The organism is Streptomyces sp. DG2A-72 (assembly GCF_030499575.1).
In the GTDB taxonomy this organism is placed as follows: Bacteria; Actinomycetota; Actinomycetes; order Streptomycetales; family Streptomycetaceae; genus Streptomyces.
The window spans coordinates 2,481,911-2,505,074 of record NZ_JASTLC010000001.1 but is presented as its reverse complement, the minus strand read 5'-3'; the positions used below and the strand labels follow the sequence as shown (position 1 = coordinate 2,505,074).

Genomic DNA, 23,164 nt, shown 5'->3' with positions numbered 1-23,164 from the left:
GAGCGGCCCACAATGTGCTTGTGCCTACGAAGAAGAAGCCCCAGGTGACCGCCGCCCCCGAGCGTCGGCGCGAGCTCCTCGACACCGCTGCCGAGGTCTTCGCCGAGCAGGGCTACAACGCCACCACCGTCCGCAAGATCGCGGACCACGCGGGGATGCTGGCCGGCAGCCTCTACTACCACTTCGACTCCAAGGAATCGATGCTGGAGGAGATCCTGCGGACGTTCCTCGACGAGCTGTGGGACGGGTACGACGCCGTCCTGGGCGCCGCCGAGCTGGGCCCGCGCGAGACGCTGGAGGCCCTGGTCACCGAGTCGTTCCGGGAGATCGACCGGCACCGTGCCGCCGTCGCGATCTACCAGAAGGAGTCCAAGCACCTCGTGGCGCAGGAGCGGTTCGCGTTCCTCGCCGCATCGCAGCGCAAGTTCGAGAAGGCGTGGCTGTCCACGCTGGAGCGCGGGGTCGCGGCCGAGGTCTTCCGGTCCGACCTCGACGTCCGGCTCACCTACCGGTTCGTGCGGGACACGGTGTGGGTCGCCGCGTCCTGGTACCGGCCCGGCGGACACCACAGCCCCGAGGAGATCGCCCGGCAGTACCTGTCGATGGTGCTGGACGGGATCGCCGTACGTACCTGACCCACTGCTGGAGTCCGGAAGTCTGGGGAGTTGCCATGGCCGAGGCCTACATCGTCGAAGCGGTCCGTACGCCCGTGGGGCGGCGCGGGGGAGGACTGAGCGGGGTCCATCCGGCCGATCTGGGTGCGCATGTGCTGAAGGAGCTGATCGCGCGGTCAGGCGTCGATCCCGCCGCCGTCGAGGACGTCGTCTTCGGCTGCCTGGACGCGGTCGGGCCGCAGGCCGGCGACATCGCCCGCACCTGCTGGCTGGCCGCCGGGCTGCCGGAGGAGGTGCCGGGCGTGACGGTGGACCGGCAGTGCGGATCCTCGCAGCAGGCCGTGCACTTCGCGGCGCAGGGCGTGCTCTCCGGGACACAGGACCTGGTCGTCGCGGGCGGGGTGCAGAACATGTCGCAGATCCCGATCGCCTATGCGACCCGGCAGGCCGCCGAGCCGCTGGGCTTCACCCAGGGCCCCTTCGCGGGCAGCGAGGGCTGGCGGGCGCGGTACGGGGACCGGGCGGTCAACCAGTTCGTCGGCGCCGAGATGATCGCCGGCAAGTGGGGAATCAGCAGGCAGGACCAGGAGGAGTTCGCGCTGCGCTCACACCGGAGGGCGCTGCGGGCGATCGACGAGGGCCGCTTCCAGCGCGAGACCGTCCCGTACGGCCAGGTGACCGTCGACGAGGGGCCGCGTCGGGACACCTCCCTGGAGAAGATGGCCGCGCTCAAGCCGGTCATCGACGGCGGCACGATCACGGCCGCCTGCTCCTCGCAGGTCTCCGACGGCGCGGCCGCCATGCTGCTGGCCTCCGAGCGGGCAGTGCGCGAGCACGGACTGACGCCGCGCGCCCGAGTCCACCACCTCTCGGTGCGCGGCGAGGACCCGATCCGGATGCTGACCGCTCCGATACCCGCCACCGCCCACGCCCTGAAGAAGACCGGCCTCTCCATCGACGCCATCGACCTCGTCGAGATCAACGAGGCCTTCGCCCCCGTCGTCCTGGCCTGGCTGAAGGAGACGGGCGCCGATCCGGAGAAGGTCAACGTCAACGGCGGCGCGATAGCCCTCGGCCACCCGCTCGGCGCGACCGGCGCAAAGCTGATGACGACCCTGCTGCACGAACTGGAGCGCACGGGCGGGCGCTTCGGGCTGCAGACCATGTGTGAGGGCGGGGGGCAGGCGAACGTGACGATCATTGAGAGGCTGTGACAAGAGCTCCGCTGGGATAGCCGCGATGGCCGTCGGTCGTCTGCGGCTGCGTTGTGGCTGGTCGCGCAGTTCCCCGCGCCCCTTCGGGGGCGCTGCTAGGGGGACGCCAGTCGGTCCCGTGTCTTCTCGGCCTCCTTCATGATCCGTTCCACCAGCTCCGCGCAGGACGGCAGGTCGTCGATGACCCCGGCGACCTGTCCCGACGCCATCACCCCGAGGTCCGTACGTCCGTTCACCATCGACGCTCTGAGCAGCATCGGAGTGTTCGCGGCGAGCAGGACCTGGCTCCAGGACAGGTCCTTGCCGTGCTTGAGGGCGAGACCGTCGCGGAGCATCGCCGGCCAGCCGATGCCGGACAGCTTCCGGAAGCGGGCCGCGTGACCCATGGCCCGCAGCAGGGTTCTGGCGCGGCCGGAGTTCTCCAGCGAGTCGACCAGTTCCGTGCGGAGCATGCGGTGGGGCAGGCCGTCGACCGCCCTGGTGACCGTGATGTCCCGGACGCTCGCCGTCAGGTACCGCGCCTTGACCGCGTCCGGCACCGTCGAGTCCGAGGTGAGCAGGAACCGGGTGCCCATGGCGACGCCCGCCGCCCCGTAGGCCAGCGCCGCGACCAGGCCCCGGCCGTCGAAGAAGCCGCCCGCCGCCACCACGGGTATCCGCACCGCGTCCACGACCTGCGGCAGCAGAACCGTCGTCGCCACCTCGCCGGTGTGCCCGCCGCCCTCTCCGCCCTGCACGATCACCGCGTCCGCGCCCCAGGCCGCGACCTTCTCGGCATGCCGCCGGGCGCCGACCGTCGGGATCACGACCACGCCCGCGTCCTTGAGCGTGCCGATCAGCTCGGCGGAGGGCGCCAGCGCGAAGGAGGCGACCCGGACGCCCTCCTCGATCAGGATCCGCGCCCTGTCCCCGGCATCGGAGGCGTCGGCGCGGAGGTTGACGCCGAAGGGCGCCGTCGTACGGGACGTGACCTCGCGTATCGCCTCACGCAGCCGGTCGGTCGTCATCGTCGCCGAGGCGAGGATGCCCAGCCCGCCCGCGTTCGCCGTCGCCGAGACCAGACGCGGGCCTGCCACCCAGCCCATGCCCGTCTGCACGATCGGGTGGCGGACCCCGACCAGGTGGGTGAGCGCGGTGTCCATCAGGCCCTCGCCTCCTCGGGGACCTCACGCGCGCGCCGGTTGTCCGGGTCGATCACCTCGCGGATCAGCCGCAGTTCGGTGGGCGTCGGCTCGCGGGTGTACGGCACCTCGTCCGGGATCGTCAGCGCGAACCCCGTCGCATCCTTCACCTCCTCGACGGTCACGCCCGGATGCAGCGAGGCCAGCCGCATCGAGCGGTCCGGGGTGTCGAAGTCGAAGACGCCGAGGTCGGAGACGACCCGGGGGATGCGGTGATGGCGGGCACCGCCCGCATGGTCGTACCCCACCCCGCACACCATGTCGACCTTCTCCACGAACACCCGCCGGGAGTGCTTCGGGATCCAGTAACTGGTCGGATTGTTGAGGGTGTTGACCGGCGCGCCCCGCACACCCAGAAGCTGCCGCTTCGGCTTCTCCCAGTCGCCGATGCAGGAGATGTTCTGGTTGCCGAAGCGATCGATCTGACTCGCGCCCATCATCACGTGCCGCCGGCCTCCGGTGACGAGGGTCAGATGCTGCCGGTACGGCAGCCAGCCCTCGACGGTGCCGTCCACGTCGACCAGCATCGCCTCACCGTCGGTCAGCAACAGGTCCGGTGCGAAGGTGAGCCGGGCGAGGCGCGCGCCGACGGAGGGGATCTGGCCCATGGGGCTCGCCAGGATCTCACCGCCGCCGCGCCAGGCCTCGGCGCAGGCGATCACACAGAACTCACTCCGCATCACGGTCATGTCCTCTCCTCCTCGGGCCCGTTGAGGAACCGCTCGGCGAACTCGGCCCAGGGTGTGGTCGCGTACTCCTTCTGCCTGGCCTCGTCCCGCCCGTAGTCGGGCGCGCAGGACGTGAAGTGCGCGCCGCCCGGCGCCTCCACCACGCCCGTCACCGCATGACGTTTGATCAGCAGGGTCTGGGGTGCGGCCTCCTTCGTCAGCTCGGCGGTGTCCACGATCCGCTCGCAGGAGACGAACGCCGCGTCCGCCGCCTCGCAGAACAGGTCGTCGAAGTACGGGTCGGGCCCCAGATACTGGCCGTTGCCCCGCCGGTCGGCGCGGTTGACATGGACCAGGGCCGTGTCCAGGCGCAGGGCGGGCATGGCCACGAACGTCTCCCCGTCGTCGTACGGCGACGTCACCGTCCGCAGACCGGGGTTGACCCGCATCACATCGGAACCGATCCCGGCCCGCACCGGCAGGAAGGGCAGCCGGTTCGCCGCCGCGTGCAGCCCCCACATGAACATCGCCTCGTCGATCTCCATCAGCTCCAGCTCCCCCCGCTCGCGGGCCGCCCGGTAGTGCGGTTCCAGGGTGATCGAGTCGAGGGTGACGAAGGGGGCGACCAGTTTGCGGATCCGGCCGGCGGCGGCGAGCATGCCGACGTCCGGGCCGCCGTACGACACCACCGTGAGGTCGGTGATGCCGGACCGGAGCACTGCACTCACCAGGGCCATCGGTTTGCGGCGCGAGCCCCAGCCGCCGATGCCGAGGGTCATGCCGCTCTCCAGCCCGGAGACAGCCTCGTCGGCAGTCATCGTCTTGTCACCCACGGGGGTCATCGTCCTTTCGCCCACTCAGGCACCGTCCTTTCCAAAGGCGTCGCGGACCCGGTCGCCCACGCCGCTCACGCTCGCCTCGTAGGTGAAGCCCTGCTCGAAGCGGTAGCTGCGGCGCACGTCCACCGGGTCGATGCCGTTGATCGCGGCCTTGGCCAGCCGGAGCAGCTCCCCGTCCTTCGCGGCTATCTCGCGAGCCAACTCCAGGGCGGCCGAAGGGAGTTCCTCGCGCGGCACCACCCGCCACACCGAGCCGTGCGTGTGCAGCTCGGCCGCGGTCGCCGTCCGCGAGGTGTAGTACAGGGCGCGCATCAGGTGCTGCGGGACCAGCCGGGCCAGGTGAGTGGCGGCGCCCAGCGCTCCACGGTCCAGCTCGGGCAGCCCGAAAGCGGCGTCCTCGCTCGCCACGATCACATCCGCGTTCCCCACAAGACCGATGCCCCCACCCAGGCAGAAGCCCTGCACCGCCGCCACCACGGGCACCTCGCACTCGTACACCGCCGAAAACGCCGCGAAGCAGCCCCGGTTGGCGCCGACCAGCGCGCTCTGCCCGCGCGCCTGTATCTCCTTGATGTCCACGCCCGCGTTGAACCCCCGCCCCTCGGCGGCCAGCACCACACACCGCACCTCCGGGTCGCGGCCGGCCGTGCGCACCGCGTCGGCCAGCGCGAACCAGCCGTCCACCGGTAGGGCGTTCACCGGCGGGAAGTCGATGGTGACAACGGCGATTCCGTTCTTTTCGGGCCCCTTTTCCGGGGACGAGGTGGAGACACCCATGGGCGCATCAGCTACCTTCGCACTCAGCTACCTTTCCACCAAACATTTGTTAGGTGTGAGGCTTCGAAGCTAGCAGCAGGCGGATCGCGGCGGGAGGCCCTGTGGAAAACCAAGCGCCAGACCCTGTGGAAAACCCCGGCCATCCCCGCGACCGGCCTCTCGGTGGCCGCGTCGCCGTCGTCACCGGCGGCACCCGTGGTGTCGGCGCGGGCATCGCGAAGGCGTTCGTCGAGGCGGGCGCGGAGGTCGTCGTCTGCGCACGCCGACCGCCCGAAGACCCCGTCGAGGGAACCGAGTTCGTGCCCGTGGACCTGCGGGACCCGGACGCCGTGCGCGCCTTCTTCGGCGGACTGACCCGGCTCGACGTGCTGGTCAACAACGCGGGCGGCAGCCCCTTCCGGCGGCTGGCCGACGCGGGCGTCGAGCGGCACGCACGGGTCGTCGAGCTGAACCTGATCGCTCCACTGACCGCCTCCCTCGCCGCCTACGAGCACCTCAAGCGGTCCCGCGGCGCCGTCGTCATGATCGGCAGCGTCAGCGGCGACCGCCCCTCACCCGGCACGGCGGCGTACGGCGCGGCCAAGGCGGGCCTGGAGAGCCTCGCCCGGTCGATGGCCGTGGAGTGGGCGCCGGAGGTCCGTGTCAACACCCTCGTCGTCGGCATGGTCCGCACAGAGCTGTCCCACCTGCACTACGGCGGCGACGACGGCATCGAGGCGGTCGGCCGCACCGTCCCGCTCGGCCGCCTCGCCGATCCCGCCGACGTCGGCGCCGCCGCGGTCTTCCTCGCCTCCGACGCGGCCGCCTACATCAGCGGGGCGAGCCTGCTGGTGCACGGGGGAGGGGAGCTGCCCGCGTTCCTGGATGCCGCAACCGCCAACAAAGAGACGTGAGATGAGCGCCGGGGGAGACAAGAGCGATGAGTCGACAAGGAGAGGCACCATGACCGGAATCTGCGACGGACGCGTCGTGATCGTCACCGGCGCCGGCCGTGGCCTCGGCCGTGCCCACGCGCTGGCGTTCGCCGCCGAGGGCGCGCGGGTCGTCGTCAACGACCTCGGCGTCGGCCTGGACGGCACACCGGGCCCCGGCAGCCCGGCCGGCCAGGTCGTCGAGGAGATCCGCGCGGCGGGCGGCGAGGCGGTCGCGCACGGCGGCGACATCGCCACGACCGACGGCGCCGCCGCACTGATCCGGACCGCCCTGGAGACCTACGGCCGGCTCGACACGCTCGTCAACAACGCGGGCTACCTGCGCGACCGGATGCTGGTCAACCTGGACGAGGACGACTGGGACGCCGTCGTACGCGTCCACCTCAAGGGCCACTTCCTGCCGCTGAAACACGCCGCCGCGCACTGGCGTGCCGAGGCCAAGGCGGGCCGTCTGCCCGATGCGCGGATCGTCAACACCAGCAGCGGTGCGGGGCTGCTCGGCTCGGTCGGGCAGGGCAACTACAGCGCGGCGAAGGCCGGGATCGTCGGGCTGACGCTGGTCGCCGCCGCCGAGCTCGCTCGGTACGGCGTCCAGGTCAACGCGATCGCCCCGGCGGCCCGGACCCGGATGACGGAACACACCTTCGCCGAGACCATGGCGGCGCCGGGCGCAGGCTTCGACGCGATGGCCCCGGAGAACGTCTCGCCGCTGGTGGTCTGGCTGGGCTCGGCGGGGAGCGCGGGGGTGACCGGGCGGGTCTTCGAGGCGGAGGGCGGCCGGATCACCGTCATGGAGGGCTGGCGCGCGGGGCCGACCGCCGACAAGGGGGCGCGGTGGGGTGCGGGGGAGGTGGGGGAGACGGTGCTGAAGCTGTTGGAGGAAGCGGAGGTGCCCGGAGAGGTGTACGGGACGTGAGGACGGCCTGCGTCTCGCACTCGTCCGGCACAAAGAACAGCCGCCTACGTGTCGCACTCCAGCACCGTCCGGCACAAGGAACACCGCGCCCGCATCCGACCCCGCACCGGCACCCTGATCCGCTGGTGGCAGGTCGGGCAGGGGAACGTGACACGGAGGTGGCCGCCGCCGTCGGGGCTGAAGGTGTACGGGACGCCGGGCTGAGGGCCGTGGACGTGGCGGCGGTCGCGGGCGTAGCGGCGGCGGCCCGCCCAGCCGGCCGCCGTCAGCGGGGGCTGCTGCTCGTCGCGGCGGGCCTGGGCCATGCCCTTCGTGTACGCCGTATAGGCCTGCGGACTGGTGAACCACACGGACGGGTCCTCGCCGAACACCAGGGCGCGCTTGGCCAGGACGTACCCGAACTCCTCCGGTGTCAGATAGCCGAGCTTCTGCGACGACGCCGCGTCCTCCCGGTAGGCGTCGAGGAGCAGCCAGCCGGCGCCCAGATACGTCGTCGCGGTGTCGGTGAGGATCTCGTTGTCGCGGGTGCCGGGAAACGACAGGTCGAGGCGGTGCAGATAGACGTGCATGATCTCGTGGGCGAGGGCCGCCCCGATGTCCCGCCGGTGGGTGCGGAAGCGGTCGTTCAACTCGACGAAGTACTCCGGGCCCGCGGCGAGTTCGACGTTCGCGGCGTGATTCATCTCGCGGAAGCTGACGATCACCCGGGCGTCCGGGAGCCGGTAGTGCCGCACCAGCTCGCGGGCCACCCGCTGGGCGCCCAGATACAGGTCGTCGGTGTCGCAGAACGCCACGTCGACGGGGGGCACACTGGTCGCGAACGCCTGGATGGTGTCGTACGACAGCCGCTTGTAGAGCGCGGTGATCGACTCCCGCACCGTCTCCAGGTGTGGGTAGCCGTGCTCGACCGGTCCGTCGTTCGCCACGCCCGTACCCCCAAGACGCCCTGACCCGATTCCACTCTACGAGGGTATGAGCGGGTTTCGCGGGTCGGACATCAGGCGGAGCCCGGCTTGTGCCGACGGCCCCTCGAACTCCAGCACCCACACCTCGTTGCCGCCCTCCCGCAGCACCGGCCCGGGGACGTACAGCGTGCGCTGTGGGCCCGCCGACCAGTAACGCCCGAGGTTGAAGCCGTTGATCCACACGAACCCGCGCGTCCAGCCCGGCAGCTCCAGGCAGGCATCCCCGGCGCCACGGACCATGACGGTACCCCGGTACAGGCCGGGAGCACCCTCCCCGGACGACGGCTCGAACGGCACGCCGTCCACCCCCGCGTCGAAGGCGTCCAGCCGCAGTGCACGCGCGCGTACCCCGTGCAGAAACTGCCGCTCGTGCAGGATGCCCCCCGTGATGCCTTTGGACTCCCCGGATCGCGGCCCGTAATTGACCCTCCCCAGGGACTCCACCCACAGCTCCACGCGCGCGTGCCCGCCAACCGGCTCCTTCAGCTGCTCGTCGCCCTCGGTGAGCACCCCGGCCCGCTCCCCGTCGACGTACACCACCGCCACATCCCGCAGCCCGCGCGCGATCAGCGGGTACGGCCGCCGCGGCCCCGGCACGGTGATCTCGTACCGTACGACCCCCCGGTCGACGTCCAGCTCCTCGAAGGACGGCGGGAGAGGAGAGGTGGTCTCCGGGCCGCCGAGCGTCTCCAGTACGGCACTCAGGGGCGCCCAGCCCGCGAGGTCCACGTCGGCCGGGGCGCCCAACGGCTCAGGTGTCGGCGGCGGTTCGGGCAGCGGACCGTCGGCGTACTCGGCGAGCACCTCGCGCAGGCGCCAGAACTTCTCCGTGGGGCGGCCGTACTCGTCGATCGGCGCGTCGTAGTCGTAGGAGGTGACGTCCGGCTCCAGCGGCCCGTCGTGCATGTCGCCGCCGCCCCGGTTGGAGCCCGCCCAGCCGGCGAAGCTGGTGCCGCCGTGTGCCATGTAGATGTTGACCGAGGCACCGCACTCCAGGATCTCCCGCAGGGATTCGGCCACATCCTGGGCGTCGCGCACGGTGTGCTGCCCGCCCCAGTGGTCGAACCAGCCGCACCAGAACTCCATGCACATCAGCGGACCCTCGGGGCGGTGCCCGCGCAGCGTCTCGAACGCCACGCGTGCGTGGGAGCCGAAATTCACCGTGGCGAGAACACCGGGGACGGATCCGCCGGAGAGCATGTGGTCCTCCGGGCCGTCCGAGGTGAACAACGGCACCGTGACACCCTGGTCCCGCAGCAGCTCGGCGAGCCGGCGCAGATACTCCGCGTCCGAGCCGTAGCTGCCGTACTCGTTCTCCACCTGCACCATGATCACCGGGCCGCCGCGGTCGATCTGCCGGGGCACGACCTCCTCCAGCAGCCGGCCGAACCAGCGCTCCACGGGACGCAGAAAACGCTCGTCACGCGTGCGTGCATGCCCCGGTACCCAGTGCGGCAGCCCACCGTTCTCCCACTCGGCGCAGATGTACGGCCCCGGCCGCACGATCGCCCACAGGCCCGCCTCCCGTGCCGCGTCCAGGAAGCGTCCCAGCGCACCCACGTCCCGGAACCTGCCGGGGCCGGGCTCGTGCAGATTCCACGGGACGTACGTCTCCACACAGTTCAGGCCCATCGCCCGCAGCATCGCCAGCCGGTGCCCCCACTGCTCCTCGTGCACGCGGAAGTAGTGCAGCGCACCGGACAGCAACCGCACCGGCCGCCCGTCCAACAGGAAATCCGTGTCCCCCACCGTGAAGTCGCTCATGCCGTCACCCTCACCCCTGGCGGCGATCACGTCCATGGACAAAGATCGGCGCTGGTTGGACGGAAACGACCTGGACGGAAACGACCGGGACGCAAAACGACACGGAGCGGAGTCGGCCGCGGATGTACCACACCTGGATGCGGTTCTTCACGCCCGGCCCCGCCCACCACCGGCTCGGCCTGGTCTGCCTCGGCGTCGGCCTCCAGTACGGCGCCCTGCCCACCGTCGGACCGCGCACCCTCGACAGCCACGTCGCCGTCGTGATCAGCACCGGCGGCGGCTGGTACGCCGGCCCCGACGGCCGCCGTACCACCGTCACCGCGCCCGCCCTGCTGTGGCTCACACCCGGCGTCCCGCACCACTACGGGCCCGACCCCGACACCGGCTGGGACGAGGGCTTCGTCGGTTTCGCCGGGCCCGCCACCGCCACCTACGCCGAACTCGGCTACATCGAACCCGGCCGCCCCGTGGTGCCCCTCGCGGACGCCACCGGCCCGCGTGCCGTCATAGCCCGCATCGTGCGCGCCGCCCGCCGCGACAACCCGCTCCTGGAAGTGGAGACCGGCGCCGCCGTCCACGAACTCCTCGTCGCCCTGCGCCGCGCCCGCGCCGACCTGACCCCCGCCGGGAACCAGGTCCTCAAGGCGCTCGCCCGCGACGCCTGTCTGCCGATGTCGGTCGCCGACCACGCCGCCCGGCACGGCATGACCACCGCCGAACTGCGCGCCGCCGTCCGCCGCGTGGCCGGCTGCAGCCCCAAGGACTACCTGCTCGGCATCCGCCTGGGCCGCGCCAAGGAACTCCTCGCCGCCACCGAACTGCCCGTCGCCGCCGTCGCCCGCCGCGTCGGCTACGACGACCCCGCCTACTTCTCCCGCCTGTTCACCCGCCGCGTCGGCATGGCCCCCATCCGCTTCCGCGCCCAGGAGGGCCGCACCGTCCCCGGCGGCTGGAGCGACCGCATCCCCGACCCCGACGACCCACCCGTCATCGAACGCCCGCGCACGCCCTGAGCGCTCCGCTGGAAGTGCCGCGCTATGCCGTCGGTCGCCTGCGGCACCGTCGTGGCTGGTCGCGCCCACGCGGCGGAGCCGCATACAAATACAGCCCCGCGCCCCTTCGGGGCGCTGCCGAACCGCAGCGGACTTCGCCGGGCCCGCTCAGCGACAACCCGACCGTCTTCGCCGCACCCGATGATCGGCGGCCCGGGTGCCCCGTAGGGTTTCGCCCATGACCACCAGCAACACCTCAACCGGTGACGTCGACCCCGCCGTCCGCGAGGAACTCGCCCGGCTGCGCGACAGCATCGACAACATCGACGCGGCCGTCGTCCACATGCTCGCCGAACGCTTCAAATGCACCCAGCAGGTCGGCCACCTCAAAGCCGCCCACCAGCTGCCGCCCGCCGATCCCGGCCGCGAGGCCCGGCAGATCGCCCGGCTGCGCGCACTCGCCGAGAGCGCCAAACTGGATCCCGCCTTTGCTGAGAAGTTCCTCAATTTCATCATCGCCGAAGTGATCAGGCACCACGAGATCATCGCCGAGGACACGGTGAACGGCTCTACACCGGCGGCCAATTGACCGCGTCCTATGCTCCCCGGGGCGTGACATGCGGGCCCGCGCGCGGCATGCTGCGCTGTGCACTCCTTGTCAGCTGACGAGCACGCCCCGTCAGTGCCCGGACATAAGCTGGTTGTCCACGCGGGAGGGACGCCGGGCCATGCCGTCGGAATCCAAGATCCTCATCGTTGACGATCACAAGGACACGCTCTACGCACTGGAGAGCGCCCTGGCGCCGCTGGGCTATCTGCTGGCCCGCGCCACCAGCGGCGACGAGGCACTCAAGCAGGTGCTCCGCGGCCGGGTCGGCCTCCTCCTGCTCGATGTGCGCATGCCCGGCGTCAGCGGCCTCGACGTGGTCCGCTACATGCGGCGCGTGGAACAGACCCAGCACATCCCCGTCATCCTGCTCACCGGCTTCGGCGCCGACCAAGAACTGACCTCCACCGCCTTCGGACTCGGCGTCGCCGACCTCGTCATGAAACCCATCGACCCCTGGGCCCTGCGCACCAAGGTCCGCTACCTGTACGACACCCACCAGCGCCACCTCGCCCTCGAACGCGAGGTCCGCGAACTACGCGCCCTCGTCCAGGACCACACCCCACGGCCCGCACTGCCCCACCCCGACGCCCGCGTACCGAACCAGCGGCCCCCGGGAACCCAAACCGGAAAACTCGAACAGGATCGGACATAGGCCGCGTTACCGATCCGAGCCTGTGCGTTGTCAGTGGCATCAGGCAGCATGGCCTGCATGTCCGTACTCATGCGCGACGAAGCGCAGACCCGTGCCCGGCTTCTCGACGTCCACCGCTACCAGATCGAACTCGATCTGACGCGAGGCGACGAGTTCTTCGACTCCGTCACCGTCATCCACTTCACGGTACGGAGCGATCTCGAGGCCTCGGACACCTTCGTCGAGCTCAAGCCCGCCGAGCTGCGCAATGCCCGCCTCGACGGACGCCACCTCGACCTGGACACCCTGGACGAGAACCGGCTGCCCCTCAAGGACCTCACTCCGGGCGAGCACGAACTGCACATCGACGCCGTCATGCGCTACTCGCGCACCGGCGAGGGCATGCACCGCTTCACCGACCCCACCGACGGCGAGACCTACGTCTACACCCAGCTGTTCATGGACGACGTCCAACGCGTCTTCGCCGCCTTCGACCAGCCCGACCTCAAGGCCGTCTTCGACCTGACCGTCACCGCCCCCGAAGGCTGGACCGTCCTCGCCAACGGCATCACCGAACACCTCGGCGAAGGCCGCTGGCAGGCCGCGCCCACCCCGCTGATCTCCACCTACCTCGTCGCCGTCGCCGCCGGCCCTTGGCACTCCGTGCGCACCGAACACCGCGGCCTGCCCTTCGGCCTGCACTGCCGCCGCTCCCTCGCCCCCCACCTCGACACCGACGCCGAGGAACTCTTCGAGGTCACACGCGCGTGCTACGACCGCTACCACGAGAAGTTCGCCGAGCCCTACCCCTTCGACTCCTACGACCAGGCGTTCGTCCCCGAGTTCAACGCCGGCGCCATGGAGAACCCCGGACTGGTCACCTTCCGCGACGAGTTCGTCTACCGCTCCGCCGTCACCGACACCGAGCGGCAGACCCGCGCCATGGTCATCGCCCACGAAATGGCCCACATGTGGTTCGGCGACCTCGTCACCCTCCGCTGGTGGGACGACATCTGGCTCAACGAGTCCTTCGCCGAGTACATGGGCTACCAGACCCTCACCGAAGCAACCCGATTCAATGACACCTGGGTGGAGTTCGGCGTCACCCGCAAGGCCTGGGGCTACGACGCCGACCAGCGCCCCTCCACCCACCCCGTCGCCCCCGAAGCCGTCGACGACACCGCCTCCGCCCTCCTCAACTTCGACGGCATCTCCTACGCCAAGGGCGCCTCCGCGCTACGCCAACTCGTCGCCTGGCTCGGCGAGAAGGACTTCCTCGCCGGCATCAACACCCACTTCGCCCGCCACAAGTTCGCCAACGCCGCACTCGCCGACTTCATCGACTCCCTCGCCGCCACCACCGACCGCGACGTCCACGCCTGGGCCGACACCTGGCTGCGCACCACCGGCGTCGACACCCTCACCCCCCACATCACCCCCGGCGACGACGGCACCTGCACTCTCACCGTCGACCACGCCGGCAGCCGCCCCCACCGCATCGCCGTCGGCCTCTACGACCTCGACCTCACCGACAAAGGCCGCCTCACCCTGCGCGAACGCCTCGACCTCGACATCCCGCAGACCGACACCCGGCCCCTCGGCAAACGCCCCGCACTGCTCCTGCTCAACGACGGCGACCTCAGCTACGCCAAGATCCGCTTCGACACCGACTCCTTCCAGGCCGTGCACGCCGGCCTGTCCGGCCTGCCCGACCCCCTCACCCGAGCCGTCGTCTGGAACGCGCTCAGGGACGCCGTACGCGACTCCGGCAGCGCCCGGGCGACGACCGCCGAACCCGCGATGCCCGCCACCGCCTACCTCGAAGCGGCCCGCGCCCACCTCCCGCACGAAACCGACCTCGCCATCGTCCAGGGCGTCCTCGCCTTCGCCGCCGGCCAGATCGCCGACCGCTACCTCACCCCCGAGCAGCGGCCCGCCGCGCTGGCCACCCTCTGCGCCCTCTGCCGCGACCTGATGCGCCGCACCGAGGACGGCGACCACCCCGGCCTGCGCCTGATCGCCGTACGCCACTTCATCGACGTCGCCGCCCACCCCGACACCATCGCCGCCTGGCTCGCCGACGGCACCGTGCCCGGCGGCCCCGAACTCGACCCCGAGCTGCGCTGGCGCGTCCTGGCCCGCCTCGCCGTCCTCGGCGCCACCGACGAGTCGGCCATCGCCGCCGAACTGGAACGCGACCCCAGCGCCACCGGCCAGGAAGGCGCCGCCCGCTGCCGGGCCGCCCTGCCCGACCCGGACGCCAAGCGCGCGGCCTGGGAGGCGATGTTCGCCACCGACGACCTCTCCAACTACCTCTTCAAAGCAACCGCCCAGGGCTTCTGGCAGCCCGAACAGGCCGACCTCGTACGGGAGTACGTGCCGCGCTACTACGCGGACGCCGTCGCCGTGGCCGCCCGCCGCGGCCCCGCCATCGCCGAAGCCGCCGGCCGCTGGGCCTTCCCCGTCCACGCCGTCGACGCCGACACGCTCCACCTGGGCGAGACCTGCCTGCGCGACGGCGACCCCATCCCCGCCCTGCGCCGCAAAATGGTCGACCAACTCGACGACCTGGCACGGGCATTGCGGGTCCGGGAGGCATAAGGCCGAAGACGCAGGGCACCGCTGGTCCTCCCTCCCGAGGTCGAGGACCACGCGGAGGAATTCCGGAACCGAACCCGGACCCGCCCGCAACTCCGACACCCCCAACACGTTTTCCCCGCACGGAAGTACCCCCATTCGGGTTCCGATCGTTGGGCTTTTCGGGCGCCACCACGCAACCGCGTACAAGCTGGAACCCCCTCTGCCCGGCGCCCGGAGGACACCCATGAGCACGCTGCAGGCCCAAGGCGACCCCGAGGGCCCCCACGCCCTGCGGCGGCTGCTCGACACCGTCCTCGACGCGCTCCACACCGGCGAGCGCGCCCGAGGCGGACCGCTGCCCGCGGGAGGCCCAGAGGTGGTCGCCGCGCGCGTGCGGGACGCGGTGGGTGACGTACTGCCCGACGAGGGCGACCCGGACGCCCTGCGCGTCCTCGTGCAAGCCGTCGCCGAAGGAGCCGCCGACCCCGCACACCCACTGTGCGCCGCCCACCTCCACTGCCCACCCCTCGCCGTCGCCACCGCCGCCGACCTCGCCGTGTCTGCCCTGAATCCGTCGATGGACTCCTGGGACCAGGCACCGGCGGCGTCGGAGCTGGAGGAACTGGTGACACGAGCACTCGCGAACGAGGTCTACGCAGAGGTACCCAGGGGCGCGGGGCTGTATCGATATGCGGCTCCGCCGCGATGGGGGTCCCCCCGCTCGAGCGTATTCGAAAGTGGGGGAGCGATCGGCCCTCACCGGCCCGCAGCCAACAACGCACAGAACCACCCCGACGCCCTGATCACCACCGGCGGCACCGAATCCAACCAACTCGCCCTCCTCCTCGCCCGCGAAGCACACGGCCCGAGCGTGCGGCTGGTCGTCGGCGCCAACGCCCACCACACGCTGCCCCGCGCCGCCTGGCTGCTCGGCCTGCCCGACCCCGTCGTCGTACCCGCCCCCGCCGGCACCCTCGACCCCGCAGCCCTCGACCAAGCCCTCACCGCACTCCCCGGCCCGACCCTCGTAGCAGCCACCGCAGGCACCACCGACGCCGGACTCATCGACCCGCTCCCCGACATCGCCGCCCTCTGCCGGACCCACGGGGCACGACTCCACATCGACGCGGCCTACGGTGGCCCCCTCCTGTTCAGCCACCGGCACAGCGCCAAGCTCACCGGACTGGCAGCCGCCGACACCGTCACCCTCGACCTGCACAAACTCGGCTGGCAACCCGTCCCCGCCGGAATCCTCGCCGTCAAGGACGCCCGCGACCTCGCCGCCCTGCACCACCACGCCGACTACCTCAACGCCGACGACGACACCGAAGCCGGCCTCCCCGACCTGCTCGGCCGCTCCCTGCGCACCACCCGCCGCCCCGACGCCCTCAAAATCGCCGTCACCCTCAAAACCCTCGGCCGCACCGGACTCGGCACACTCATCGACCAAATCTGCGACCGCGCCCGCGAGTTCGCCGCACTCGTCCAGGAACACCCCGGCTACGAGCTCTACGACACACCCACCATCAGCACCGTCCTGTTCCGGCCCACCACAGCCACCGACGACGCCGTCGCCGCCGTACGCCGACAACTCCTCACCGACGGCCGCGCCGTCCTCGGCCGGGCACGCCTCGACGGCCGGCTGTGGCTCAAAGCAACGCTCCTCAACCCCGCCACCCGGCCAGGCGACCTCGCCGGGCTCCTGAAACTCGTGGAAGGAACCACCCCCCGATGACCAACCCCCCACGCCACGAGCCCGACACTCCCCGCGACCTCGTCGGCATCGGCATCGGCCCCTTCAACCTCTCCCTCGCCGCCCTCACCCACCCCCTCGCCGAACTCGACACCGTCTTCTACGACCAGCGCCCCACCTTCGCCTGGCACCCCGGCCTGCTCATCGACGGCGCCACCATCCAAGTCCCCTTCCTCGCCGACCTGGTGACCCTCGCCGACCCCGCCAGCCCCTGGACCTTCCTCAACTACCTCAAGGCCCGCGACAGGCTCTTCCCCTTCTACTTCGCCGAGCGCTTCCACATCCAGCGCGCCGAATACGACGCCTACTGCCGCTGGGTCGCCGAAAACCTCCCCGCACTCCACTTCGGCCACCAAGTCGACGCCGTCCGCTTCAACCCCGAACGCGACGTCTTCGAAGTCGACTTCACCAGGCTCGACACCGACGGCCAAGCCGACTCCCTCGGCCGCACCTACACACGCAACATCGTCCTCGGCATCGGCACCGAACCCCACATCCCCGAACCACTCAAACCCCTCGTCGACGCACCCGCCGTCCCCGTCATCCACGCCGCCGACTACACCGACCACCGCGACACCCTGCTCGCCGCCGAACACGTCACCGTCATCGGCTCAGGACAGTCCGGCGCCGAAATCTTCCTCGACCTGCTCCGCCACCGCCCCGCCGGCCGCGAACAACTCCACTGGCTCGGCCGCACCGAAGCCTTCGCACCCATGGAGTACTCCAAGCTCGGCCTCGAACACTTCACCCCCGACTACACCCGCTACTTCCACGCCCTCGCCGAACCTGTCCGCGACCGCCTCGTCACCTCCCAATGGCAGCTCCACAAAGGCATCGACACCGACACCATCGCCGCCATCCACGACGAGCTCTACCGCCGCACCCTGCACGGCGGCTGGCCCGACGCCGTCCTCACCCCCGGCGTCCGCATCCGCACCGCAGGACGCGTCGCCACCACCAAAATCGAACTCCACCTCGAACACATCCAGCAGAACACCCGCTCCCGCCTCACCACCGACGCCGTCATCCTCGCCACCGGCTACCGCGAACGCCCCCTCGACCGCCTCCTCGCCGGCCTCGACCCCTACATGCGCCGCGACAGCCGCGAACGCCCCCGCATCGACGAACACTTCCGCCTCGTCCTCGACCCCACCGTCACCGCCTCCGGCTGCCACCTCTACGTCCAGAACGCCGAACACCACACCCACGGCGTAGGCACCCCCGACCTCGGCCTCGCCGCCTGGCGCAGCGCCACCATCCTCAACTCCCTCACCGGCCAGGAGACCTACCCCCTCCCACGCCGCACCGCCTTCACCACCTTCGGCCTCGAACCCCAACCCCACATCCCACCCACCCGCCAGCCCCGCCCCCTCACCCCCCTCCTCGACGGACGCTGACACGACAACGACAACGACAACGACAACGACAACGACAACGACAGCGACAGCGACAACGGCGCCGGAGCGCGAACGCCCCGACGCCGTTGCCCCGAACTCCCGCGCCTAGAACACGGGCGTACCGCCCCGCGTCAAGTTCCAGGCCACCGACGCGAAGTCCTTCGGATCCAGCACACCCTTCGCCGTCACCCACTCCGCGATCCGCGTACGGATCTCCGTCGACTCCGCCCACAACTCCTGCGCCGACGCCACATGCGGGAACGCACCCCCGCCATTCGCCCGGTAGTTGTTCACCGCGAACACGAACTTCTGGGCCTCATCCAGCGCCGCACCGTCGTACGTCAGATTCTTGATCCGCGAACCCGCCGCCTGCGCGATATCGATCTCGTACGACAGCCCCGACACGTAGTCGTAGTTGTAATCCGGACGGCCACCCGCGTTCGTCAGCTTCTCCACGTCGACCGCGGCATCCGGCGCCGTCTGCACGAAATACTCCGCCGAATACTCCAGGTACGCCTTGAGCTGCGCACCCGTCATCAACTTCGCGACCAGCGTGTTGTCGTACACATACAGACTCGACAGATCCCGGATCGTCACATCCCCCGCCGGAATCTCCGACGTCCGCGAGAACGGCGACGCCTGCGCGATCACCGGCAGCGACGCATACTCCGAACCCGCCAGCGCCGCCCTGACCACGTCCTCCTGCACCTTCGTGATCAGATCGATGATCGGGGCGTCCTTGTACCGGGCCTCCACCGTCGTCAACGTCGCCGTGGCCGTACCGACGACCTGGTTGACGTACTCGACCACGATGTCGTGATCGTCCTTCAGCAGCTTGGTGATCCTCGGGTCATCGGCGACCGTCTTCGCATCGCGCACCGTCGCCTTCACCGACTCCACCCTCCAGCGGCCCTTCTCGAAGACCAACTCGAAGTCGAACAGCGACAACCGCTCCGCAAAGCACAACGGCTCCGACAACACGACCGTCCCGCCGGTCTTCTCATTCGTGACCAGCAGCTCCGCGATCTCCGTGTGCGCATGACCAACCAGGATCGCGTCGATCCCCGGCACCTGCTGAGCCACCAGCGCCGACGAGTTCTCGATGTACGGCAGCTGATCACCGTACGACGACGTACCCGACGAACCCGAGTGCGCCGACACCACCACCACATCCGCGCCCATCGACCGCAGCCTCGGCACCCACTTCGCCGCCTGCTCCTCCAGACCCGGGAACGTCAGCTTGCCCTCGACATACGCCTTGTCCCAGATCGCGATACCCGGATTGGTCAGCCCCAGCACGGCCACCTTCACCGGCGGAGCGCCCGGCACCCGGAACTTCTTGATGAAATACGGCGGGAAAGCGGGCCTGAGCGTCTTCGCGTCCAGCGCGTTCGCACCCAGCAGCGGGAAATCGCACTGCTCCTCGAACTTCCGCAGCGTCTCGATGCCGTAATTGAACTCGTGATTGCCCAGCGCCACCGCGTCATACCCGATCGCGTTCATCGCCGCCGCCATCGGATGGACCGGCCCGCCCTCGGCGGTGATCGGGTCCACCTTCGCGAAGTAATACGTCAGCGGAGTGCCCTGGATCGTGTCACCCGCATCCAACAACAGCGTGTTGCGGCGGCCCTTCTCCTCCCGGACCTGATTCACCAACGTCGAAATCCGCGCCAGACCCTGCGCATTGCCCTTGGCGTCCGTGTACTCCGCGTTCTTGAAATAGTCCCAGTTGAAGATGTGCCCGTGCAGATCCGTCGTGCCCATCACCGTGAACGCGTACCGCTTCACCGGCCTCGCCCCCTTCTTCGCCTCCGAAGCCTCCGCAGCCTCGGCCGCCGGAGCCGCCGCCGCACCGGCGATCGCCACCCCCGCCCCGGTCACGGCGGACTTCTGCAGGAACTTCCGACGGTTCAACGGCATCTCTGGACACTCCTCGGGCCACGGTCAATGACGCGCGTAGACCTGACACGGCCCACAACGCGCGTAGATTCTGACCCGGACATGCCCAGCAGCAACAGGCCCTACAGGTTTCGATCTGATGACCCAGCCCACGAACTCGCCCACTCCGTAAGCGAGTAAGGCGTGACAGAGTGGGGCGTATGACCACACCACCCACAAACGACCCCCACCCCGCCGTCCCCTACGGCACCCCCGAAGCCCCCCGCATCGCCGTCCGCGGCGAAGCCCGCCTCGAAGTCGACCCCGAAATCGCCCGCATCGTCGTCACCGTCACCACCCGCGGCAAAGACCGCCGCACCGCCCTCGACGACCTCACCCGCCGCAACACCACCACCCTCGACCTCATCAAAACCTACGGCGACGCAGTCGAACGCCTCGAAACCGGCGCCTTCTCCATCAGCCCCGAACTCAAGGAAAAAGGCCGCGGCGAACGCATCCACGCCTACCACGGCCGCGTCCACATCACCGCCGAACTCACCGACTTCACCGCCCTCGGCGAACTCACCACGCGCCTCGCCGACCAAGAACTCACCCGCGTCGACGGCCCCGCATGGGCCCTCCGCCCCGACTCACCCGCCCACCGCCAAGCCCGCCAGCAGGCCGTCAAGGAAGCCGTCCAGCGGGCGAGGGAGTACGCCGAAGCCCTCGGCACGTCACTGGCCGCGCTGGTAGAACTCGCCGACATCGGCGCCGAGAACCACGAACCGTATGCAGTCGCCGGCAACGCCCGCATGCGCTCCGCAGCCTTCGCCGCAGAAGACGCCGCCGCCCCCCTCGACCTCGAACCCCAACGCCAACGCGTCTACGCCCAGGTCAACGCCCGCTTTACGATGGCACCGCCCCGCCTGTGAATACGCGACAGCCTGTGGAATGCTCATCGGAGCACCCCGCCGCACAATTCAACACTTGTCAATAACCCTTCACGCAAAGGTTGTTGAGTAGTCATGCGCGGCCAATTCTCTACCCACCGGTAAGCCCTAGGCTCAAAACATGCGCCGAGCAAAGATCGTCTGCACCCTGGGCCCCGCCACCGACTCATACGACCAGATCAAGGCACTGGTCGAAGCCGGAATGGACGTCGCCCGATTCAACCTCAGCCACGGCAGCTACGCCGACCACGAGGAGCGCTACCAGCACGTCCGCAAGGCCTCCGACGAGACCGGCCGCAGCGTCGGCATCCTCGCCGACCTTCAAGGCCCGAAGATCCGACTCGGCCGCTTCACCGAAGGCCCCGTACTCCTTGAACGCGGCGACACCTTCACCATCACCGTCGAAGAGAGCGCAGAGGGTAACCGCGAGCAGTGCGGAACCACGTACGCCGGCCTGGCCGCCGACGTCACCGCCGGCGAACGCATCCTCGTCGACGACGGCAAGGTCTGCCTGGAGGTCACCCAGGTCGACGGCCCCCGCGTCCACACCGCGGTCGTCGAAGGCGGCATGATCTCCGACAACAAGGGCCTCAACCTGCCCGGCGTCGCGGTGTCGGTCCCCGCCCTCTCCGACAAGGACGAGGCAGACCTCCGCTGGGCCCTGCGCATGGGCTGCGACGTCATCGCCCTCTCCTTCGTCCGCAGCGGACGCGACATCGACGACGTGCACAGGATCATGGACGAGGAAGGCCGTCGCCTCCCGGTGATCGCCAAGGTCGAGAAGCCCCAAGCGGTCGACGCGATCGACGACATCGTCGCCGCGTTCGACGGCATCATGGTCGCCCGCGGAGACCTCGGCGTCGAAATGCCGCTGGAACAGGTCCCCATCGTCCAGAAGCGCGCGATCAAACTCGCCAAGCGCAACGCCAAGCCGGTCATCGTCGCGACCCAGATGCTCGACTCGATGATCGACAACTCCCGCCCCACGAGGGCAGAGGCGAGCGACGTCGCCAACGCGGTCATCGACGGCACGGACGCGGTGATGCTGTCCGGCGAGACCAGCGTCGGCAAGTACCCCATCGGAGTCGTCAAGACGATGGCGAAGATCGTCGAGGCGGCGGAGGAGGACATCCTCGCGAAGGGCCTCCCGCCACTGACCGAACGCAACAAGCCCCGTACGCAGGGCGGGGCAGTCGCGAGGGCGGCGGCGGAGATGGGCGACTTCTTGGGCGCGAAGTTCCTGGTCGCCTTCACCCAGTCGGGAGACACGGCCCGCCGCCTGTCCCGCTACCGCTCCCCGATTCCGCTCCTCGCCTTCACGCCGGAGCCGGCCACGCGGTCGCAGTTGAATTTGACGTGGGGTGTGGAGACGTTCCTCGGTCCGCACGTCGACTCCACTGACGCGATGGTCGACCAGGTGGACGAACTGCTCTTGAAGTACGGCCGCTGTCAGCAGGGCGACATCGTGGTCATCACGGCGGGTTCGCCACCCGGCGTCTCGGGGTCGACGAACCTCGTCCGGGTGCATCACATCGGGGAGGACGACAAGTAGGCGGGGTTCAGTGCTTGGGGCCTACGTGGGTGTCCATTAGGGCTACGGAGGTTTTGCGGGCGATGGAGATGTTGCGAGCGTTGGCCTGTCGCCACTCGACGCCGACACGGTCCAGTGCCGCAGTGAAGAGCCCGATGATGTCGCCCGACAGGTTGGTGAAGAAGTACCGGGGGTATTCGTAGCGCTTCCGCTCGCCGCCTACGAGACGGGTGGCCCAGTTGGTGATCCGGCAGCCGTCCGAGTGGATGAGGCCGCGGATGAATTCCCAGGGGTGAGCCTCGACGATGGCCTGCTGCCAGGGTTCTAGAGCGATCCTGCGTTCGTGCTTCTTGCCGGGGCTGTGCTGAGGGAAGAGACAGGGCCAATGTGGGTAGTAGCCAACCACTGATACGTAGCCTTGTGCCTGCACTCGGTATGCGTTGAGCGCAGGGTTGACCGAACGCATAGCGGCCTCACAGGCGTCAATCAGCCCTGGCCATGCGTCTGCGCACGCGATACGGAGGTAGTGGCCGGTGCCGCGGGGGTGGGCGCGCTGATACAGCCGTCGCCGAGATAGAGGCCCAGCAGGTAGGAGTACGAGACTTCGTCGGTCGGCGGCCCGGGAGGCGGAGCAGCCATGCGTGGCAGGGGTTCAAGTCGGACCTGCCAGGAGCGGATTGCGGCACGTGAGATGCCCGTCTCTCGGCTCACCGAGTTCAGGCTGCGGCCATGTGAAACCAGCCTGAGCGCCCGCTTGCGTGTGCTGATGTCGTACATGCGGCCACTCTGGGAGGGTGATCGCTACGACACGCAGCAAAAAGCGGATGTTCACGAGAACGTGGACATCCGCTTCTAGGTGCCGACCTTGGAACCGAAGGAAAAGTGCCCCGGGTCGGACTCGAACCGACACTGTATGGGTTTTGAATCCATTGCCTGCTGCCAATTGGGCTACCGGGGCTCGCAGAATCCAAG

Annotated in this window: 19 protein-coding genes, 1 tRNA gene and 1 pseudogene; 12 read left to right on the top strand and 9 right to left on the bottom strand. The window is 69.8% G+C overall.

From position 1 onward, the window contains the following. Window positions 1–20 precede the first annotated feature (20 nt). Both QQY66_RS12020 and QQY66_RS12015 read left to right on the top strand, forming a co-directional pair. Window positions 21–635: a TetR/AcrR family transcriptional regulator gene (locus QQY66_RS12020; RefSeq protein WP_301979161.1), complete on the top strand. Its 615-nt coding sequence runs from the start codon at window positions 21–23 to the stop codon at window positions 633–635. A 35-nt stretch (window positions 636–670) separates the two neighbouring features. Further along, a complete protein-coding gene (locus tag QQY66_RS12015; protein WP_301979160.1) occupies window positions 671–1,828 on the top strand; it encodes an acetyl-CoA C-acetyltransferase in 1,158 nt (385 codons plus the stop codon). Between the two features lie 95 nt (window positions 1,829–1,923). Here the strand turns inward: QQY66_RS12015 and QQY66_RS12010 are convergent, their stop codons facing one another. The 4 genes from QQY66_RS12010 to QQY66_RS11995 are packed head-to-tail and all read right to left on the bottom strand — an operon-like array spanning window position 1,924 to window position 5,293. Next, window positions 1,924–2,970, bottom strand: coding sequence for a nitronate monooxygenase family protein (locus tag QQY66_RS12010; protein WP_301979159.1), 1,047 nt, complete (start codon window positions 2,968–2,970; stop codon window positions 1,924–1,926). Then, window positions 2,970–3,698, bottom strand: coding sequence for a CoA-transferase subunit beta (locus QQY66_RS12005; protein WP_301979158.1), 729 nt, complete (start codon window positions 3,696–3,698; stop codon window positions 2,970–2,972). The genes QQY66_RS12010 and QQY66_RS12005 overlap by 1 nt, the downstream gene beginning before the upstream one ends. Further along, on the bottom strand, window positions 3,695–4,510 hold the full coding sequence (locus tag QQY66_RS12000) for a CoA transferase subunit A (protein WP_301979157.1): 816 nt from the start codon (window positions 4,508–4,510) through the stop codon (window positions 3,695–3,697). The genes QQY66_RS12005 and QQY66_RS12000 overlap by 4 nt, the downstream gene beginning before the upstream one ends. 24 nt (window positions 4,511–4,534) lie before the next feature. Beyond that, window positions 4,535–5,293, bottom strand: a complete 759-nt coding sequence (locus QQY66_RS11995; protein ID WP_301979156.1) for an enoyl-CoA hydratase family protein — start codon at window positions 5,291–5,293, stop codon at window positions 4,535–4,537. 125 nt (window positions 5,294–5,418) lie between these two features. On the opposite strand from QQY66_RS11995, the gene QQY66_RS11990 reads away from it, so the two are divergent. Next, a complete protein-coding gene (locus tag QQY66_RS11990; RefSeq protein WP_301987280.1) occupies window positions 5,419–6,186 on the top strand; it encodes an SDR family oxidoreductase in 768 nt (255 codons plus the stop codon). Window positions 6,187–6,235: 49 nt separating this feature from the next. After that, window positions 6,236–7,141 (top strand): SDR family oxidoreductase, encoded by a 906-nt coding sequence (locus tag QQY66_RS11985; protein WP_301979155.1) that lies wholly within the window; start codon window positions 6,236–6,238, stop codon window positions 7,139–7,141. Window positions 7,142–7,185: 44 nt separating this feature from the next. Here QQY66_RS11985 and QQY66_RS11980 read toward each other — a convergent pair whose 3' ends face one another. After that, entirely contained in the window at window positions 7,186–8,067 is an 882-nt protein-coding gene (locus tag QQY66_RS11980; RefSeq protein WP_301979154.1) for a hypothetical protein, read from the bottom strand. 36 nt (window positions 8,068–8,103) lie between these two features. Beyond that, window positions 8,104–9,870, bottom strand: coding sequence for a beta-galactosidase family protein (locus QQY66_RS11975; RefSeq protein ID WP_301979153.1), 1,767 nt, complete (start codon window positions 9,868–9,870; stop codon window positions 8,104–8,106). Between the two features lie 122 nt (window positions 9,871–9,992). On the opposite strand from QQY66_RS11975, the gene QQY66_RS11970 reads away from it, so the two are divergent. The 6 genes from QQY66_RS11970 (at window position 9,993) to QQY66_RS11945 (ending at window position 17,833) form a co-directional block, all read left to right on the top strand. After that, on the top strand, window positions 9,993–10,883 hold the full coding sequence (locus QQY66_RS11970) for an AraC family transcriptional regulator (RefSeq protein ID WP_301979152.1): 891 nt from the start codon (window positions 9,993–9,995) through the stop codon (window positions 10,881–10,883). Between the two features lie 217 nt (window positions 10,884–11,100). Beyond that, on the top strand, window positions 11,101–11,451 hold the full coding sequence (locus tag QQY66_RS11965; protein WP_301979151.1) for a chorismate mutase: 351 nt from the start codon (window positions 11,101–11,103) through the stop codon (window positions 11,449–11,451). Window positions 11,452–11,590: 139 nt separating this feature from the next. Further along, on the top strand, window positions 11,591–12,124 hold the full coding sequence (locus QQY66_RS11960; RefSeq protein ID WP_301979150.1) for a two-component system response regulator: 534 nt from the start codon (window positions 11,591–11,593) through the stop codon (window positions 12,122–12,124). Between the two features lie 57 nt (window positions 12,125–12,181). Then, window positions 12,182–14,704, top strand: coding sequence for an aminopeptidase N (pepN, locus tag QQY66_RS11955; RefSeq protein WP_301979149.1), 2,523 nt, complete (start codon window positions 12,182–12,184; stop codon window positions 14,702–14,704). Between the two features lie 223 nt (window positions 14,705–14,927). Continuing rightward, a complete protein-coding gene (locus QQY66_RS11950; protein ID WP_301979148.1) occupies window positions 14,928–16,418 on the top strand; it encodes an aminotransferase class V-fold PLP-dependent enzyme in 1,491 nt (496 codons plus the stop codon). Beyond that, window positions 16,415–17,833, top strand: coding sequence for a lysine N(6)-hydroxylase/L-ornithine N(5)-oxygenase family protein (locus QQY66_RS11945; protein WP_301979147.1), 1,419 nt, complete (start codon window positions 16,415–16,417; stop codon window positions 17,831–17,833). Before QQY66_RS11950 ends, QQY66_RS11945 begins: the two co-directional genes overlap by 4 nt. A gap of 105 nt (window positions 17,834–17,938) precedes the next feature. On the opposite strand, the gene QQY66_RS11940 is transcribed toward QQY66_RS11945, so the two are convergent. Next, a complete protein-coding gene (locus QQY66_RS11940; protein ID WP_301979146.1) occupies window positions 17,939–19,753 on the bottom strand; it encodes a bifunctional UDP-sugar hydrolase/5'-nucleotidase in 1,815 nt (604 codons plus the stop codon). Between the two features lie 179 nt (window positions 19,754–19,932). Between QQY66_RS11940 and QQY66_RS11935 the strand changes: the two genes are divergently transcribed. Then, window positions 19,933–20,643 (top strand): SIMPL domain-containing protein, encoded by a 711-nt coding sequence (locus tag QQY66_RS11935; protein ID WP_301979145.1) that lies wholly within the window; start codon window positions 19,933–19,935, stop codon window positions 20,641–20,643. 139 nt (window positions 20,644–20,782) lie between these two features. Then, window positions 20,783–22,213, top strand: a complete 1,431-nt coding sequence (pyk, locus tag QQY66_RS11930) for a pyruvate kinase (protein WP_301979144.1) — start codon at window positions 20,783–20,785, stop codon at window positions 22,211–22,213. Between the two features lie 7 nt (window positions 22,214–22,220). On the opposite strand, the pseudogene QQY66_RS11925 reads toward pyk, so the two are convergent. Further along, window positions 22,221–22,969, bottom strand: a pseudogene (locus tag QQY66_RS11925) (helix-turn-helix domain-containing protein). 106 nt (window positions 22,970–23,075) lie between these two features. Further along, window positions 23,076–23,150: transfer RNA gene (locus QQY66_RS11920), tRNA-Leu, on the bottom strand. Window positions 23,151–23,164 lie beyond the last annotated feature (14 nt).